Source organism: Streptomyces sp. NPDC058371, from assembly GCF_042723265.1.
Classification (GTDB): Bacteria; Actinomycetota; Actinomycetes; order Streptomycetales; family Streptomycetaceae; genus Streptomyces.
Window position 1 is genome coordinate 124,509 of the sequence record NZ_JBHXJC010000013.1, and the last position, 16,015, is coordinate 140,523.

The 16,015-nt window shown below is 72.5% G+C and carries 14 protein-coding genes; 3 read left to right on the forward strand and 11 right to left on the reverse strand.

Annotation, left to right across the window (positions count from 1 at the left end):
- Positions 1-191: 191 nt before the first annotated feature.
- From pheT to infC, 7 genes are all read right to left on the reverse strand, one after another.
- On the reverse strand, positions 192-2,696 hold the full coding sequence (gene pheT / locus ACFWM2_RS30715) for a phenylalanine--tRNA ligase subunit beta (RefSeq protein WP_383286715.1): 2,505 nt from the start codon (positions 2,694-2,696) through the stop codon (positions 192-194).
- Positions 2,696-3,823, reverse strand: a complete 1,128-nt coding sequence (pheS, locus tag ACFWM2_RS30720) for a phenylalanine--tRNA ligase subunit alpha (protein ID WP_383286717.1) — start codon at positions 3,821-3,823, stop codon at positions 2,696-2,698. The genes pheT and pheS overlap by 1 nt, the downstream gene beginning before the upstream one ends.
- 179 nt (positions 3,824-4,002) lie before the next feature.
- A complete protein-coding gene (locus ACFWM2_RS30725) occupies positions 4,003-5,151 on the reverse strand; it encodes an ATP-binding protein (protein ID WP_383286719.1) in 1,149 nt (382 codons plus the stop codon).
- Between the two features lie 53 nt (positions 5,152-5,204).
- Positions 5,205-6,065, reverse strand: a complete 861-nt coding sequence (locus ACFWM2_RS30730) for a TrmH family RNA methyltransferase (protein WP_383286721.1) — start codon at positions 6,063-6,065, stop codon at positions 5,205-5,207.
- 173 nt (positions 6,066-6,238) lie between these two features.
- The gene (rplT, locus tag ACFWM2_RS30735) at positions 6,239-6,622 is read right to left on the reverse strand and encodes a 50S ribosomal protein L20 (protein ID WP_266504458.1); all 384 of its coding nucleotides are present in this window, start codon (positions 6,620-6,622) and stop codon (positions 6,239-6,241) included.
- A gap of 96 nt (positions 6,623-6,718) precedes the next feature.
- Positions 6,719-6,913 carry a 50S ribosomal protein L35 gene (gene rpmI / locus ACFWM2_RS30740; RefSeq protein ID WP_003947156.1) on the reverse strand — a complete coding sequence of 65 codons (195 nt, stop codon included), beginning with the start codon at positions 6,911-6,913 and terminating at the stop codon, positions 6,719-6,721.
- Between the two features lie 152 nt (positions 6,914-7,065).
- Positions 7,066-7,785 (reverse strand): translation initiation factor IF-3, encoded by a 720-nt coding sequence (gene infC, locus ACFWM2_RS30745; RefSeq protein WP_383286723.1) that lies wholly within the window; start codon positions 7,783-7,785, stop codon positions 7,066-7,068.
- Positions 7,786-8,186: 401 nt separating this feature from the next.
- On the opposite strand from infC, the gene ACFWM2_RS30750 reads away from it, so the two are divergent.
- Entirely contained in the window at positions 8,187-8,543 is a 357-nt protein-coding gene (locus ACFWM2_RS30750) for a DUF1844 domain-containing protein (protein ID WP_383286725.1), read from the forward strand.
- Position 8,544: 1 nt separating this feature from the next.
- Here the strand turns inward: ACFWM2_RS30750 and ACFWM2_RS30755 are convergent, their stop codons facing one another.
- Positions 8,545-9,279, reverse strand: a complete 735-nt coding sequence (locus ACFWM2_RS30755; RefSeq protein ID WP_383286727.1) for an SseB family protein — start codon at positions 9,277-9,279, stop codon at positions 8,545-8,547.
- 150 nt (positions 9,280-9,429) lie between these two features.
- Between ACFWM2_RS30755 and ACFWM2_RS30760 the strand changes: the two genes are divergently transcribed.
- Positions 9,430-10,404, forward strand: coding sequence for a serine hydrolase (locus ACFWM2_RS30760; protein WP_383286729.1), 975 nt, complete (start codon positions 9,430-9,432; stop codon positions 10,402-10,404).
- Between the two features lie 36 nt (positions 10,405-10,440).
- Here the strand turns inward: ACFWM2_RS30760 and mycP are convergent, their stop codons facing one another.
- Both mycP and ACFWM2_RS30770 read right to left on the reverse strand, forming a co-directional pair.
- Positions 10,441-11,676, reverse strand: coding sequence for a type VII secretion-associated serine protease mycosin (mycP, locus tag ACFWM2_RS30765; protein WP_383286731.1), 1,236 nt, complete (start codon positions 11,674-11,676; stop codon positions 10,441-10,443).
- A 101-nt stretch (positions 11,677-11,777) separates the two neighbouring features.
- Positions 11,778-13,499: a hypothetical protein gene (locus tag ACFWM2_RS30770; RefSeq protein WP_383286733.1), complete on the reverse strand. Its 1,722-nt coding sequence runs from the start codon at positions 13,497-13,499 to the stop codon at positions 11,778-11,780.
- A gap of 277 nt (positions 13,500-13,776) precedes the next feature.
- Between ACFWM2_RS30770 and ACFWM2_RS30775 the strand changes: the two genes are divergently transcribed.
- Complete coding sequence (locus ACFWM2_RS30775) at positions 13,777-14,979, forward strand: amino acid deaminase/aldolase (protein ID WP_383286735.1); 1,203 nt, start codon at positions 13,777-13,779, stop codon at positions 14,977-14,979.
- Positions 14,980-15,059: 80 nt separating this feature from the next.
- Here the strand turns inward: ACFWM2_RS30775 and ACFWM2_RS30780 are convergent, their stop codons facing one another.
- Positions 15,060-15,980 (reverse strand): DUF2510 domain-containing protein, encoded by a 921-nt coding sequence (locus tag ACFWM2_RS30780; protein WP_383286737.1) that lies wholly within the window; start codon positions 15,978-15,980, stop codon positions 15,060-15,062.
- Between the last annotated feature and the right edge of the window lie 35 nt (positions 15,981-16,015).

Here is a 16,015-nt window from a genome sequence, read left to right on the forward strand (position 1 = left end):
CGATGGCCCCCCAGTAGGCCCTGACTGCGCAGAACGGCTGCCTCGGAGCTCCATCTCGTACCCCCAGGGCCGGTCCGATTCTGTCGACCGCATGCCCCGAACGGGCCAGATCGCCCGGACTTGTCACCCGAACGAGTGAGGGGCCCCTCCGGTCTCCGGAGGGGCCCCTCACCTGGCTTTCCGCATGCGCGCTACGCCCCGCGCAACACCGCTCCGGTGCGCTCGGCTGCCAGCGCGACGGCCGCGTCGCGGGCCGCGGAGGCCTCGTCGACGGTCAGGGTGCGGTCGGGAGCGCGGAAGCGCAGCGCGTAGGCCAGCGACTTGCTGCCCTCGCCGAGCTGCTCGCTCTCGTAGACGTCGAACAGCCGGATGGACTCCAGGAGTTCACCCGCGCCCGCACGCAGTGCCACCTCGACGTCCGCGTGCGGCACGGACTTGTCGACGACCAGTGCGACGTCCTGGGTGGCGACCGGGAAGGTCGAGATGTGCGGGCCCTTGGGGACACCCGCGCTCGCCTGCTCCAGCACGTCCAGGTCGAGCTCCATCGCGCAGGTCCGCGCCGGCAGACCCAGGGTCTTCAGGACACCGGGGTGCAGCTCACCGGCGTACCCGATGACCCGCTCGGCGCCGTCGGTCCGCACCGCGAGCTCGGCGCAGCGGCCCGGGTGCCACGGCCCGTACTGGCCGCCGCGGACGAGGAGTTCGGTCCCCGCCTCGCGGGCCAGGACGCGCGCGGCCTCGACGGCGTCGGCCCAGTCCGCGGGCCGGCCCTTGCCCCACCAGCCGGCCTGCTCGCGGGCGCCCGCGAGGACGACGGCGGCGTGCCGGGGCTGGACGGGGAGGGCCTCGGTGAGGGAGGCGATCTCCTCGTCGGTCGGGCGCCGGTCGACGGGGAGCCGTACCGCGACCTTCAGCTCCTCGCGCGGGTGGAAGACCAGCCCGGTCTCGAAGAGCGCCAGGTCGTGGCTGCCGCGCCCGTCGTTGCGACGCAGCGCGCCGAGCAGGCCCGGCAGCAGCGTCGTGCGCAGCGCGGGCTCCTCGTCGGAGAGCGGGTTGACCAGCTTGACGACGTTGCGCTTCGGGTCGTCGGCGGCCAGGCCGAGCTGGTCGAAGACGGACTCGCCGATGAACGGGTAGTTCGGCGCCTCGACGTATCCGGCACCGGCCAGCGCGCGGCCGATCCGGCGGTGCAGCCGCTGCCGGTCGGTCAGGCCCCGGCCCGCGGGGGGCTTGGGCAGCGTGGACGGCAGGTTCTCGTAGCCCTCAAGACGGATGACCTCTTCGGCCAGGTCGTTCGGGTCGGTCAGGTCGGGCCGCCAGGACGGGACGGTGACGATCAGCTCGTCCTGTCCGTACACGTCGCAGCCGACCTGCTGGAGACGGCGGACGACGGTCTCGCGGCCGTACTCGACACCCGCCACCTTGTCCGGGTGGTCGGCCGGGATGGTGATGGTGTGCGGGGCCGAGGGGGCGATCACCTCGGTGACACCCGCCTCCGCCGTACCACCGGCGAGGAGGACCAGCAGGTCGACCGTGCGCTGGGCCGCGGCGGACGCGGCCTGCGGGTCGACGCCACGCTCGAAGCGCTTGGACGCCTCGGAGGCCAGCTTGTGGCGGCGGGCCGTACGCGCGATGGAGAGCGCGTCGAAGTGGGCGGCCTCGATGACGACCTCGGTGGTGGTGCCCTCGGTGTCGTCGATCTCGGTGTTGGCGCCGCCCATCACGCCCGCGAGGCCGATGGCTCCGCGGTCGTCGGTGATCACCAGGTCCTCGGCGTCCAGCGTGCGCGTGACGCCGTCGAGGGTGGTGAGCTTCTCGCCCTGCTCGGCCCGGCGCACGCCGATCGTGCCCTGGACGCGGGAGCGGTCGTAGGCGTGCAGGGGCTGACCCAGCTCCAGCATCACGTAGTTGGTGATGTCGACGGCCAGCGAGATCGGGCGCATGCCCGCCTTCTGGAGGCGGCGCCGCAGCCAGATCGGGGAGTGCGCCTCGGGGTCGAGGCCGGTCACCGTGCGGGCGGTGAAGCGGTCGCAGCCGAGCGGCTCCAAGACCTGGACCGGGTAGCCGAAGGCGTTCGGGGCCGGTACGTCGAGCAGCGCCGGGTCGCGCAGCGGCAGACCGTAGGCGATGGCGGTCTCACGGGCCACACCGCGGATCGACAGGGCGTAGCCGCGGTCGGGCGTGACGGCGATGTCGAGGACCTCGTCGACGAGTTCGAGCAGCTCGATGGCGTCGCTGCCGACCTCGTGCTCCGGCGGCAGCACGATGATGCCGTGCGTACCGTCGTCGCCCATGCCCAGCTCGTTGGTGGAGCAGATCATGCCGTGCGAGGTCTTGCCGTACGTCTTGCGCGCGGCGATCGCGAAGCCGCCGGGCAGGACCGCGCCCGGGAGGACCACGACGACCTTGTCGCCGACCGCGAAGTTGCGGGCGCCGCAGACGATCTCCTGGGGCTCACCGGTGCCGTTGGCCTGGCCGACGTCGACGGTGCAGAAGCGGATCGGCTTCTTGAAGCCCTCCAGCTCCTCGATGGTGAGGACCTTGCCGACGACGAGCGGGCCCTTGAGGCCGTCGCCGAGCTGCTCGACGGTCTCGACCTCCAGGCCGACCGAAATGAGCTGCTCCTGGACGTCACGCCCGGTCTCCGTCGCCGGCAGGTCGACGTACTCCCGCAGCCAAGAAAGCGGGACCCGCATCAGATCTCCATCCCGAACGGCCGGGTGAACCGGACGTCACCCTCGACCATGTCTCGCATGTCTTCGACGTTGTGGCGGAACATCAGCATCCGCTCGATGCCGAACCCGAAGGCGAATCCGCTGTACTTCTCGGGGTCGACACCGCAGGCGGTGAGCACCCGCGGGTTGACCATGCCGCAGCCGCCGAGCTCGATCCAGCCCTCGGAGGAGCAGGTACGGCAGGGGCGGTCGGGGTTGCCGACGGACTCGCCCTTGCAGACGTAGCAGAGCATGTCCATCTCGGCGGACGGCTCGGTGAAGGGGAAGTAGTTCGGGCGCAGCCGGGTCTTCATCTCCGCGCCGAAGAGCGACTGGACCATGTGGTCCAGGGTGCCCTTGAGGTCGGCCATGGTGAGGCCCTCGTCGATGGCGAGGAGCTCGATCTGGTGGAAGACCGGGGTGTGCGTGGCGTCCAGCTCGTCCGTGCGGTACACGCGGCCGGGGCACACGATGTAGACCGGCGGCTCGCGGTCCAGCATGGCGCGGGCCTGCACGGGCGAGGTGTGGGTGCGCAGCACGACACCGGACTCGTCGCCCTCGGTGCCCGCCGGGCCCTGGACGAAGAAGGTGTCCTGCATCTGCCGGGCCGGGTGGTCCGGGGTGAAGTTGAGGGCGTCGAAGTTGAACCACTCCGCCTCGACCTCGGGGCCCTCGGCGATCTCGTACCCCATGGACACGAAGACGTCCGCGACCCGCTCCATGAACGTGGTCAGCGGGTGCCGGGCGCCGGCCGGTACGCGGTCGTACGGCAGCGTGACGTCCACCGCCTCCTCGACCAGGACGCGGGCGTCGCGGTCGGCCTCCAGCTCGGCCTGGCGGGCGGCGAGGGCCTTGTTCACCGCGCCCCGGGCCTGGCCCACCAGCTTGCCGGCGGCTGCCTTGGCGTGCGGGGGCAGGGCGCCGATCTCGCGGTTGGCGAGAGCCAGCGGCGAGGTGCCGCCGGTGTGCGCGACCTTGGCCTCCTGGAGCGCGTCGAGGTCACCGGCGGCCGCGAAGGCGGCGAGCGCCTCGTCCCGCATGCGCTCGATCTCTTCCGGTTTCAAGGCCTCGACCTCTACAGGGTCGTACGACTTATTCGGTGCCGACATCTCTTCCCGTGCTTCCGGTTGGCTGGCTGAGGGTCCCCGTCCCGACTCGGGGGACGTGTCGTCCCTGAAACGGGGACGCAAAGGTGCCAAAGACCGAGTCTAACGGGGTGCGAGCCCGCCTCGGACGCGCAGTCCGAGGGGTGGCTCCTGTCGTGTGTGCCCGTGGGGCCTCGTCGGCGTTACAGCAGGTACGCCGGGGTGCCCACGGGCAACGTAAATCGGAACTCGGCGCCGCCGCCGGGGGCGCGGCCGACCGTGATGCCGCCGCCGTGGGCCTCGACGATGCCCTTGACGATGTAGAGCCCGAGTCCGGTGCCGCCGCGCTTGCTGCCCCGCCAGAAGCGGGTGAAGACGCGGTTCATGGACTCCTCCGGGATGCCGGTGCCCTCGTCGCTCACGGTGACCGACGTGCAGACGTCCTCCCCTTCACGCGGGGACGCCGAGGGCGTGACGTCAATGGTGACCGTTCCCTCGCCGTGGCGCACGGCATTTTCGAGGAGGTTGCTGAGCACCTGGTCGACCTTGTCGGGGTCGGCCCACAGCGCGGGCAGCGGCTGCTCGATACGGAGCAGGAAGCGGTCGGCGGGCTGGCCCGCGGCGACGTACGCCTGGATGTGGCGCCCGACGGCGGCGCCGATGTCGACGGGCTGGCGGCGCACTTCCAGCCGCCCGGAGTCGATGCGCGAGATGTCGAGGAGCTCGGCGATGAGCCGCGTGACGCGGTTGGCGTCCGCGTCGACCGTCTCCAGCATCAGCTTCTTCTGGTCGTCGGTGAACCGCTCCCACTTGGCGAGCAGGGTCGCCGTGAAGCCCTTGACGGAGGTGAGCGGGGAGCGCAGTTCGTGGGCGACGATGGCGATCAGCTCGGCGTGACTGCGCTCGGTGCGCCGGCGGGCCTCGGTGTCGCGCAGCGAGACGACGACGCGGCGGATCGGGCCGGTGGGGCGGACGCGGACGTACCGCGCGGAGACGAGCACCTCCCGCCCCCCGGGAAGCAGCAGATTCCGCTCGGGCTGGCCGACCCGGATCGCGAGCCCGCCGTACGGGTCGGTCAGCTGCCACCAGCGGCGGCCTTCGAGGTCTTCCAGGGGCAGGGCCCAGTCCAGCTGACGCCCGAGGGCGTCGGCGGAGGGCACGGCAGTGATCCGGGCGGCAGCGGCGTTGAAGCAGATCACGCGGCCCCGCTCGTCGGCGACGACGAGTCCGTCGGGCAGGTCGTCCGGGTCGATGCCCAGCTCGGCTCCGAGTTTCGCGAGATCACCGTGCCGGGGCGCGGACGTGCCGCGTACCTCCCGTGCTCCGAGTGCTCTCCTCGTGCCGACACCCATCCCCGTACCCCACCTCTCGTCTGGCGCAGTGGGCCCCCGAGCCCGTCACCCTACTAGCTCTCGGTGACGGAACGGCACCCTCCGGAGGCGCGCTGTGCACGGGCGGACGCATAGAGACATACGGCCGCGGCCGTCGCCAGGTTCAGGCTCTCGGCCTTTCCGTGGATCGGGACGCGCACGACGGCGTCGGCCAGCGCACGGGTCTCCTCCGGGAGCCCCCAGGCCTCGTTCCCGAACACCCAGGCGGTGGGACCGCCCATGGTCCCCTTGTCGAGCTCGTCGTCGAGGTCGTCCTCGCCCGCCCCGTCGGCGGCGAGGATCCGCACCCCGGCGTCCGTGAGGCCCTGTACGGCCAGTTCGACCGGCACACCCATGGCCACGGGCAGATGGAACAGCGAGCCGACGGACGCCCGTACGGCCTTGGGGTTGTAGAGGTCGACGGAGGCGTCGGTCAGGACGACGGCCTCGGCGCCTGCCGCGTCCGCACACCGCAGCACGGTTCCGGCGTTCCCGGGGTCCCGGACATGCGCGAGTACGGCGACCAGCTTGGGCCGCGCCGCGAGGATCTCCTCGAACGGGGTGTCCAGGAACCGGCAGACCCCGACGAGGCCCTGCGGGGTCACGGTCGTGGAGATGTCGGCGATCACGTCCTCGGCGGCGAGGTGCACGCGCGCGCCCGCGTCCCGGGCCTCGCCCACGAGGTCGGCGTACCGCTCGGCGGCCTCCACGGTCGCGAAGAGCTCGACGAGAGTGGCGTCGCCGGCGACCCGGTGCGCGGCAGCCTCCCGTACGGCCTGCGGCCCCTCGGCGAGGAACAGCCGCTCCTTGCCCCGGAAGTTCCGCCGGGCAAGCCGCCGCGCGGCGGACACGCGGGGCGAGCGGGGGGAGATCAGCTCGGGGGCGGCTGAGGGCATGGGATCACCTTCGGGAGTGCAGAGGGGACGATGGTCCGTCACGCGCGGGAGGAGCGCCACCGGGGCGGGGGCCGAACGCCCGGCCCGGCCGCGGGGCCGGGCGAACGCACTGGACCCGCAGGCCGTCAGGGCCTGCGGGTCCATGTCACATCCGGCTCAAGCCAGCGCGAGCGTCACGCGGCCTTCGGCGCGTTGACGTCCGAGGGCAGCGCCTTCTGCGCGACCTCGACGAGCGCGGCGAACGCGTTGGCGTCGTTGACGGCCAGCTCCGCGAGGATCTTGCGGTCGACCTCGATGTTGGCCGCGTTCAGACCCTGGATGAAGCGGTTGTAGGTGATGCCGTTGGCGCGGGCAGCGGCGTTGATGCGCTGGATCCACAGCCGACGGAAGTCGCCCTTGCGCTTCTTGCGGTCGTTGTAGTTGTAGACCAGCGAGTGGGTGACCTGCTCCTTGGCCTTGCGGTACAGGCGCGAACGCTGACCGCGGTAGCCGGAGGCCGCCTCGAGGATTGCCCGGCGCTTCTTGTGGGCGTTGACTGCCCGCTTGACGCGTGCCACTTGTTAACTCCTTGTAGCGGGGCCGTGGTTGGACTCACACGACCCGAAATCGATTGGGTCCCGGTCAGAGGTCGGGCGCGACGTGCACGCCCGACGTCACTTGCCGAGAAGCTTCTTGATCTTCTTGGCGTCGCCCGGGGCCATCTCGGCGTTGCCGGTGAGGCGGCGCGTCAGTCGGGACGACTTGTGCTCGAGCAGGTGGCGCTTGCCGGCGCGCTCACGGAGCACCTTGCCGGAGCCGGTGATCTTGAAGCGCTTGCTGGCACCGCTGTGCGACTTGTTCTTCGGCATAGCGCCGTTCTCTCCTCGTCAGTGGCGTTCCGGTGCCCGGTCGTGAAACCGGGCACGGTGGAACGTCATACGTATCGGTTGACATCCCTGGACCGGTGTCCCGGGACTCCCTGGACTCGCGTCCTGGGCATCCCGGGGCCTGCACCCTGGGATCAGGCCTCGGCGGAAGCCTCGGCCGGCGCCTCAACGGTCTCGACGTCGCCGGCGATGTCCTCGCCGTCGATGTCCTCCCCGTCGATGTCGCTCTCATGGGCGTTCTGCGACTTGCCCGGGTTGGCCTTCGCTTCGGCCTTGCGAGCCGCCTGGGCCTCACGGGCTTCGGCCATCGCCTCGGTCTTCTTCTTGTGCGGACCGAGAACCATGATCATGTTTCGGCCGTCCTGCTTCGGGTTCGACTCGATGAACCCGAGATCCTCGACGTCCGTTGCGAGACGCTGCAGCAGTCGGTAGCCGAGCTCCGGCCGGGACTGCTCGCGACCACGGAACATGATCGTGATCTTGACCTTGTCGCCCTGCTTGAGGAACCGCACGACGTGACCCTTTTTGGTGTCGTAGTCGTGCGGGTCGATCTTCGGCCGGAGCTTCATTTCCTTGATGACCGTGTGCGCCTGGTTCTTGCGCGCCTCACGGGCCTTCATGGCCGACTCGTACTTGAACTTCCCGTAGTCCATGAGCTTGCAGACGGGCGGACGAGCGCTCGCCGCCACCTCGACCAGGTCGAGGTCGTACTCCTGCGCAAGCTCCAGGGCCTTGGCAAGCGGAACAATCCCGACCTGCTCGCCGCTGGGACCGACAAGTCGCACCTCGGGAACGCGAATCCGGTCGTTGATGCGGGGCTCGGTGCTGATGGATCCTCCTCGGTAGCACCACACGGCAGTCTGGCGGACGGCCGCGTATGTCTCTGATGACAGTGGGACCAACCGCCGCGGCACATGAAAAATGCCCCGGACGGGACACAGGCGGGGCTCCAAGGACTACCGGAGCACCGCCGCGGTCAACCGCGGGGCGCACTTTCGGGCGACTCCATCGTCCGTACGGAACGATGGTGGCCGCCTGACCGGGGTGACCCGCCGTCCCGGAGGACAGTCGGGTGGGAGATCGGAGCCTCCACTTGTGGGCCGGGCACACCGCACAGCTCATGGCGTGTCCGACCGGTCGTAACACAAGGTTAGCAGCTCGGGCCGGGAAGGCCTAACCGAGCCGGGCAGGGCCCCGGTCGGCCCGACCGGGGCCGAGTAGGTCCCCCGCGCGCGGGGGACCTATCGTGTCAGCCATGAGTGACACCCCTCCCCAGAGCCCCGACTTCGACACCATGGCCCGCGACATCGCCGAGGTCCCCGCGGTCGAGGTGATCGTGACGGTCGCCGTCAACCTGATGAGCGCCGCCGCGGTGAAGCTCGGTCTGACGGAGGAGGGTGACGAGCACAAGGACCTGGACGAGGCCCGCAAGCTGGTGCATGCCCTCGCCGGGCTGCTCGACGCCAGCACCACCGAGATCAGCTCCTTCCACGCGGCACCGCTGCGCGACGGACTGAAGTCGCTGCAGCTGGCGTTCCGCGAGGCCTCGCTCGTCCCGGACGAGCCGGGTCAGGGCCCGGGCGAGAAGTACACGGGTCCGGTCTACGGCTGATTCACACGTCTCGTACGTACAGGGGCTCGCCGGGAGGCGTCGCCTCGGCCGGCAGCAGTGCCAGGTCGAGGCCGCGCACCAGGCGGGCCCTCAGTGTTTCGTCGGCGGCCAGCCGCTCGGCGACCGCCCGGGCCGCCTCGGCCGGGGCCGCGGCCGGATTCAGTACGAGGGCCAGGGTGGCGCCCGCCCGGCCGGGGCCGAGATGGGCGCTCAGGACGGCGGGCTCGGCGGCGACAGCCGCGCGGACGGCCGCGGCGACGGCCGGGTCGCTCAGCGGATCCGTGCTCGTCCGCCCCTCGGCGAGGGCGAGCAGCGCCGGGCCGGTCAGCTCGTAGGGCACCGGTCCCGCCAGGTCCAGCACGAGCGTGTCGGCCTTCTCGTGCGCGGCAGCCTGCAGGGCCTGGTGCAGCGGTACGGCGACCGGACGGGCCTCGGGGTTCCAGCGGGCGAGCGACTCCGTGGACGTGAAGGCGGGCAGGGCGGTACGGCTTCCGGCCTTCAAGGTCGGGACCGCCATGTCGCTGGTCTTCTCGTGGCGCAGCCCGCGCTCGTCCTCCTCGACCTCGCCGAGGACGGCCACCACGGGGACCAGCAGCCGGGCCCCCTTGAGCGCCTCCAGGACCGGGGACACCGCGGTGCGGTCCGCGGCCCAGGCCGCGAGCGCCGCGCTGAGCCGGGGATCGGCGGAACCGTCGTCGTCGGGGAAGCCGGAGTCGGGAATGTTCTTGTTCGCCACGGTCACCGACCCTATCGGGGGGATGCTGCTGCGCTTCTGCGGGCCCGGAAACCTGGTGTTCACGCCCCTCACGGGTTTCTCAGCTTTCCCTGACACAGCTCTAACATTCGTCTAACGGCCTGCACAGGCCCGGCACCCAGCATCACGTGCATGGAGTCCGACAGAACTCAGCACCGCCGCGCCCGCGCCCGTTCGTCCCGGCTCCGGCCGCTCCTCTACACGGCCCTGGCCTCCGCCGTGATCGTGGGCGGTACGGCGGCGGGGACCGCGTATGTGAAGGCGCAGGCGCACGCCGACGACGGTCCCGTACCGTCGTCGGCAACGCCTTCCGCGTCGGCGCCGGCGAGTGAGGAGGGCTCCGTGGAACCTGCTGTGGAACCGTCCGCGCCGTCCGTGGACCGGGACGCGCTGCTGGCCGGGGCCATGGCGTCGGTGACCGTCGAGGACGGCGCCGACGTGGCCGTGTCCGTGTTCGATCCGGACTCCGGGGACAGCGCCGGGTACGGCGAGGGCAGCTTCGACACGGCGAGCATCGTCAAGGTCGACATCCTGGCGACGCTGCTGCTCCAGGCGCAGGACGCGGACCGGCACCTCACGGCCCAGGAGCGGACGTACGCCACCGCGATGATCGAGAACAGCGACAACGACTCCGCGACGGCGCTGTGGACCGCGATCGGCGAGGCGGACGGCCTCGACGCGGCGAACAAGCGCTTCGGGCTGACCGGTACGGCAGGCGGGGACGGCGCGCTGTGGGGGCTGACGCAGACCACGGCGGCCGATCAGCTCACCCTGCTGCGGCAGGTGTTCGGGGACGACTCGAAACTGAGCGCGGCCTCGCGGACGTATCTCCAGGGGCTGATGAGCCGGATAGCCGAGGACCAGCACTGGGGTGTCTCGGCGGCGGCCACGGACCCCGGGACCGGCTGGGCCCTGAAGAACGGCTGGCTGGCACGGAGTTCGACCGGGCTGTGGGACATCAACAGCATCGGGCGCGTCACCGTCGACGGCCACGACTATCTGGTGGCGGCGCTGTCCCACGGCAACACGACCAAGGCGAAGGGGATTTCGCTGGTGGAGTCGGCGGCCGAGGCGGCGGTCTCGGCGTTCGGGACGTCGGGCGACTAGGACGCCCGTACCGGCCGGCGCGCGGGGCGCCGGAGGTCAGAGGCTGTAGCGGCGTGATCCTGCGCGGCCGCGCCACAGGGCGATCGCTCCGGCCAGCAGCACCACGCCGAGGCCCCCGGCGACCGGGCCGATCCAGCCGGAGGCGCCGTCGTCGTCCTTGACGGCGTCGGGACCCGAGCCGAAGTACCGCCGGTCGTACGCCGTGGAGTGCAGCCCCTCCGGCTTGAGCCGGCCGCCCTCCTCGATGGCCGCGGCGGGGTCGACGAAACCGAAGCCCCGGGAGTCGTCGCGGCCCCCGCTGGGCGCGTTGCGGGCCGTGTCCTCGAGGAGCTGCTTGATCTGCGCGGGGGCCAGGTCCGGGTGGGCGGCCCTGATCAGGGCGACCGCTCCGGAGACGAAGGCGGAGGCGGCGCTGGTGCCCCAGCCCTGGTAGTACTTGTCGTCCGGATCGGCGATGACGACATCGACCCCGGGGGCGCTGACGGTGGCGTACCAGCGGCGGGTGGAGAACGAGGCGCGGGTGCCGTACCGGTCGACGGCGGTCGCGGCGATCACGCCGGGATACGCGGCCGGGTACGAGATGTGGTCGCCCTTCTCCCCGCCGTTGCCGGCCGAGGCGACCACGACGGACCCCTTCTTGAGGGCGTACTGGACCGCTTCGTCCTCGGCGGGCTCGGGGTGGGCGGAGTTGGAGTCGTCGCCGAGGGAGAGGTTGATGACGTCGGCGCCGTGATCGGCGGCCCAGCGGATGCCCTCGGCGAGGGCGTTGCCTCGGGTGTTGCGGGCCTTGCTGCGGGCCGCGTCGCCGTCTTCGAGGATGACGCGGACGGGAAGGATCTTCGCCTCGGGCGCGATGCCCATCACGCCGTCGGCGTCGCCCGCGCCGTGTCCGTGGCCGGCGATGATGCCCGCCATCGCGGTCCCGTGCCGTGCCCAGGCACGGTCGCCGCGGCTTGCCCCGAAGCCGACCATGTCCTTGCCGGTGAGGACGTTGCCCGCCAGGTCCGGGTGCTCGCTGTCGACTCCGGTGTCGAGGACCGCGACGGTGATGCCGGCGCCCTTGGTGGTGCGCCAGGCCTGCTGGGTGTGCATCGCGTCGAGGGCCCACTGCTGGGCCCGTATGCCATCGGCGTGCGCGGTCGTCGCGGGCAGGAGAGCGAGGGAGCCGGCCAGGAGGAGGGTGAGGAACCGCCCCGACCTGCGGAGGGCGCCAACGGGCCTGCGGGCCGCGCCGCTTGGCGTACGGGACAGGCCAATTGACGTACGGGACACGCTGGTTGGCGTACCGGACGTGCCGGTTGACCTACGCGACACGCCGGTTGGCGCACCGGTTGGCTTGCGGGACGCGCCGTTCGCGCCTCGGGGCTCACGGATCATGACGGCTTCTCCGTGGCCGAGGTGACGGTCTTGCGCAGGCTCCGCTCGATGCGGTCGGCGAGGCCCTGCGCCTCGTGGCCGAGGCCGGCCTGGGCGACGGAGGTGGTGGCGCCGGACTTCACGGCGTCCGCGGCGGGTTCGGGCGTCGTGACGGACCGGCCGTCGGTGAAGCCGGACACCGCGTAGACGACGACGGGGGCGTCGGTGAGGACCGACACCGTCCAGGAGGCACGCTGGGCGTCGCCGAAGCCGGCGGCGACGGTGCCCTTCGCGGCGTATCCGCGGGGCATCAGGTCCGTGCGCCGGTCCAGGCCGTCCTTCTGGAAACGGGTCTTCAGCGAGGTCATGGCCGCCGCGTCCGCCTTGGTGAACAGCAGCCCGACGGTGGTGACATGACTGCGGGTCGCGTCCGTGTAGGTGGCCCGCAGGAGCCGCAGACAGCCGACGGGGGCGAGCGCCTTGCGCAGCAGCGGGTCGAAGGCGTCCTTGCAGCCGCTGTCGGGAGCGATGGCGATCCGCGTCCAGGTGCGGTCGGCGCCGCCGGGTCCCGCGCCCTCTCCGTTCACCGTGGGCGGGAAGAGCTGGTCGACAGGGGCGCTGTGCCACAGGTTCCCGGAGGCCGCGAAGGCACCGGCCGCCCCGGCGGCGCTCGCGCTGTCCCCGGTCAGCCAACTCCCGGTCGCCGCACCGCCGATGAGCCCGAGCCCGAGGACGACGCAGACGGTGGCAGCGACGATCCGCGGGCGGGTCCGGCCGCCCGGCGGGCGCAGCCGCGCGGTGTCGTCGTCGTAGGTCTCGGGCTGCCCGAACGACACGAAAGGACGCCCCTCGGTGGTGGTTCCCGACGGAGACGCGGCGTCGGCCGAACGTCGCGCCGAGGGGACTTCCGGGGACGGGGTCGCGCCCGTCCCGGACTCCTCGTCGCGGATCGGGCGCAGCCGCGTGGTGGTCTCGCTGAAGGACTCCGCGGGTACGTCGGTGCGACGCGGCGGTGCGGCGGGCCGCGCCGGCCTGTTGAAGGGCTCCACGGGTACGTCGGTGCCACGCCCCGGCGTGCCGGGGCGGGCCGGTGTGCCGTCGCGTCCGGAGTCGCGACGGCCGACGGCCGTGGCCGGCCGTGCCGTGCCCGAGGGCGGCGTGTCCGGGAACCGCGCCGAGGCCGGTGGCGGCGGCGGGGTGGTGCCCCGGTCCGGGTGCAGCGGCGGCTTCGGCCGCTCGCCGGTGCGGTGCGCACCCGCGGCGGACGCCGACGCCGGCCGGCGGAAGAAGCCGCCGGTCTCCGGGCCTCCCTCGCCCGCCGGGGGCCGGCTCTCCGGGGCGCCCGTCGCCGGCGGGGTCCCCGGTCGGGGCGGAGTCGACGCGGCTCCCCGCGAAGCCGGCGCCGACGGACGCTGCGCGGGCCCCCGCTGCGAGGCATGCGGTGCGGTGGAGGGCGCGTACGGAGGCCTCGCCGGGGTGTTGACGGTGGCCGGCGCCGGGGGCCGGCCGGTCGAGGGGGGCGGCGGCGGGGCGAGACCCGGACGGCGCGGCACGTCGGGGCGGGACGCGGGCATCGGCGGGGCGGACGGCTCGCGCGAGGAGCCCTGTCCGGTCGGCGGCGCCGGGATGCCGGGCGGCGGGGTGTCGTCCGCCGTGAAATCCTCGCCCTGCGGTACCGACGGACGGGGCGGAGACGACGGGCGTGGGGGAATGTCGGCGCGGCGCGCTTCCGTGCCCATGGCTCCCCCCGCTTCCTCGTACCGGGCCATCGGCCCGCCTCGGAGATCGTGCGGGTCGCTTCACACGTGCGGGAAGGATCCGGCCGACACAGGCACGCATACCCGTACCGACGTGCCGCCACCCCGGCCGTGACCGGCCCGGGCAAGGGCGTTCCTCCCTGCGTGCGCGTCACTCTACGGGTTGACACGCGCCGGGCGGGAACCAGTCCACGGCCCCGCGGCATCTGCCCGGAACGTCCCCCTACCCTGCGGTAATCCTGTCTGGCAGGCTTCGCTCATGACCGTCCGCGCCGCAGACCGGGCCCGCTACGACCGGGCCACCGCTCACCTCGACGCCCCCGTCGCGATCGTGGACCTGGAGGCCTTCGACGCGAACGCCGACGATCTACTGCGCAGGGCCGCGGGGAAACCGATCCGGGTCGCCAGCAAATCCGTACGCTGCCGGGCTCTGCTCGAACGCGTCCTGGGCCGCGACGGCTTCGCCGGCATCATGTCGTTCACGCTGGCCGAGTCGATCTGGCTCGCCCGCTCCGGCTTCGACGACGTCCTTCTCGCCTATCCCTCGGCCGACCGCAAGGCCTTCGCCGAGCTGACCGGCGACCCCAAGCTCGCGGCCGCGGTCACCGTCATGGTCGACGACCCCGCCCAGCTCGCGCTGATCGACGCGGCCCGGCAGGGCGGCACCGAAGTCGTCCGGGTCTGCCTGGAGTTGGACACGTCCTTCCGGCTGTTCGGCGGGCGCGTCCGGGTCGGGGCCCGCCGCTCGCCGCTGTACTCGGCGGCCCAGGTGGCCGAGATGGCCCGTACGGTGACGCGTCGGCCCGGCTTCCGGCTCGTCGGGATCATGGCGTACGAGGGGCACATCGCCGGTGTGGGCGACTCCCTCGCCGGCCGACCCGTGCGTTCGCGTGCCATCCGGCTCATGCAGGCCGCGGCCCGCAAGGAGCTCGTCGAGCGGCGGGCCGACGTGGTGGGCGCGGTGCGGGCCGTCGCGCCCGACCTGGAGTTCGTCAACGGCGGCGGCACGGGCAGCGTGCAGCACACGGCGGCCGAGGACGCGGTGACCGAGATCGCCGCGGGGTCGGGGCTCTATGTGCCGCGGCTCTTCGACAACTACACGTCGTTCGACGGGCGTCCGGCCGCCCTGTTCGCCCAGCCGGTGGTCAGGCGGCCCGGGGTCGGAGTGGTGACGGTGCTCGGCGGCGGGTATCCGGCGTCGGGTGCCGCGGGCCCTGACCGGCTCCCCGTGCCGTATCTCCCGGAGGGGTTGAAGTACGACCCTCAGGAGGGCCCCGGCGAGGTGCAGACGCCGCTGCTCGGTGCCCCTGCCGACGATCTGCTGATCGGCGACAAGGTGTGGTTCCGGCACGCCAAGGCGGGCGAACTGTGCGAGCGGTTCGAGGAACTGCACCTGGTGGAGGGCGACTCCGTGACGGCGACCGTGCCGACGTACCGCGGAGAGGGCCGGACCTTCCTCTGACCGGCTGACCGGCCGACCGGCTGACCCACCGACCCGACCGGCTCACCGACCGGCCGTCCCGGGGCGTTGGCCGCCGGTCCCTACTGGCCGGGGCCGATGCTGCTGCCCACTCCCCCGCCCGTGGCCGCGTCGTCCACCGGGCGGATCCCCTTGGTGATCCGGTCCATGTCGGAGAGCGACGGCCCGTCCGCGCCGGCGTCGAAGGCGAAGCGGACCATGACCAGCGACTGGGAGCCGGTGCTGGCGGGGAAGGCCAGCGACTCGACGTAACCGCCGGGCCCGACCCCGGTCCTGACGCGCCAGCGCACGAAGTACCCGGCCCGGCCCCCGACGGCGACCGAGCCGGACTTCACCACCTCGTGGGACGTGATGCCGCGATAGGGGCGGTTGTCGAGGACGTCGCGGTCGTACGCGCTGTCCGCGGCGGACTTGATGTCGTGCTGGGCGAGGGCCTTGGGCGACTTCTCGTCGTTCGAGGTGACCGTGCTGGAGAAGACCCTGCCGTGGCGGCAGAGCCCGGGGTCACCGGGGCAGTCGTACGTGCCGGGCGTGACCATCAGGAGGTCGTCCTCGGCGAGCCGGTCGGCTCTGGCCCAGCCGTCTGGCAGGGGCAGGGTGATGCCGTTGAGTTCGTCCTCGACGACGGACGGGTCGTCGGACGGTTCGGACGCGGAGGCCGTGGGCGAGGGCGAGGACGACCGGGTCCCGCTCGCCGACGGGGTGGCGGAGGCCGCCTTGGCCGCCGCGTCGCTCCCGCCGTCACCCTGGCCGAGGACGACGGCACCGGTGACGATCGCGGCGACCAGGACGACCGCGGCCACGGTGAGAGTGACGGCCTTGGCTCGGCGCGAGCCGCCCCCGGCCGGCTGCGGCTGCGCCGCGGGCGGTGCGGGCGCCTCCGGCTGACGCCGGTGCTCGGTCCACGCGGTGCCGTCCCACCAGCGCTCGACGAGCGGGTAGGACGGATCGCGGTACCAGCCGGGCGGGGGCGTCATGCTCATCCCGGCACTCTAGGACGTGCCCGCGAGCTCCGTAC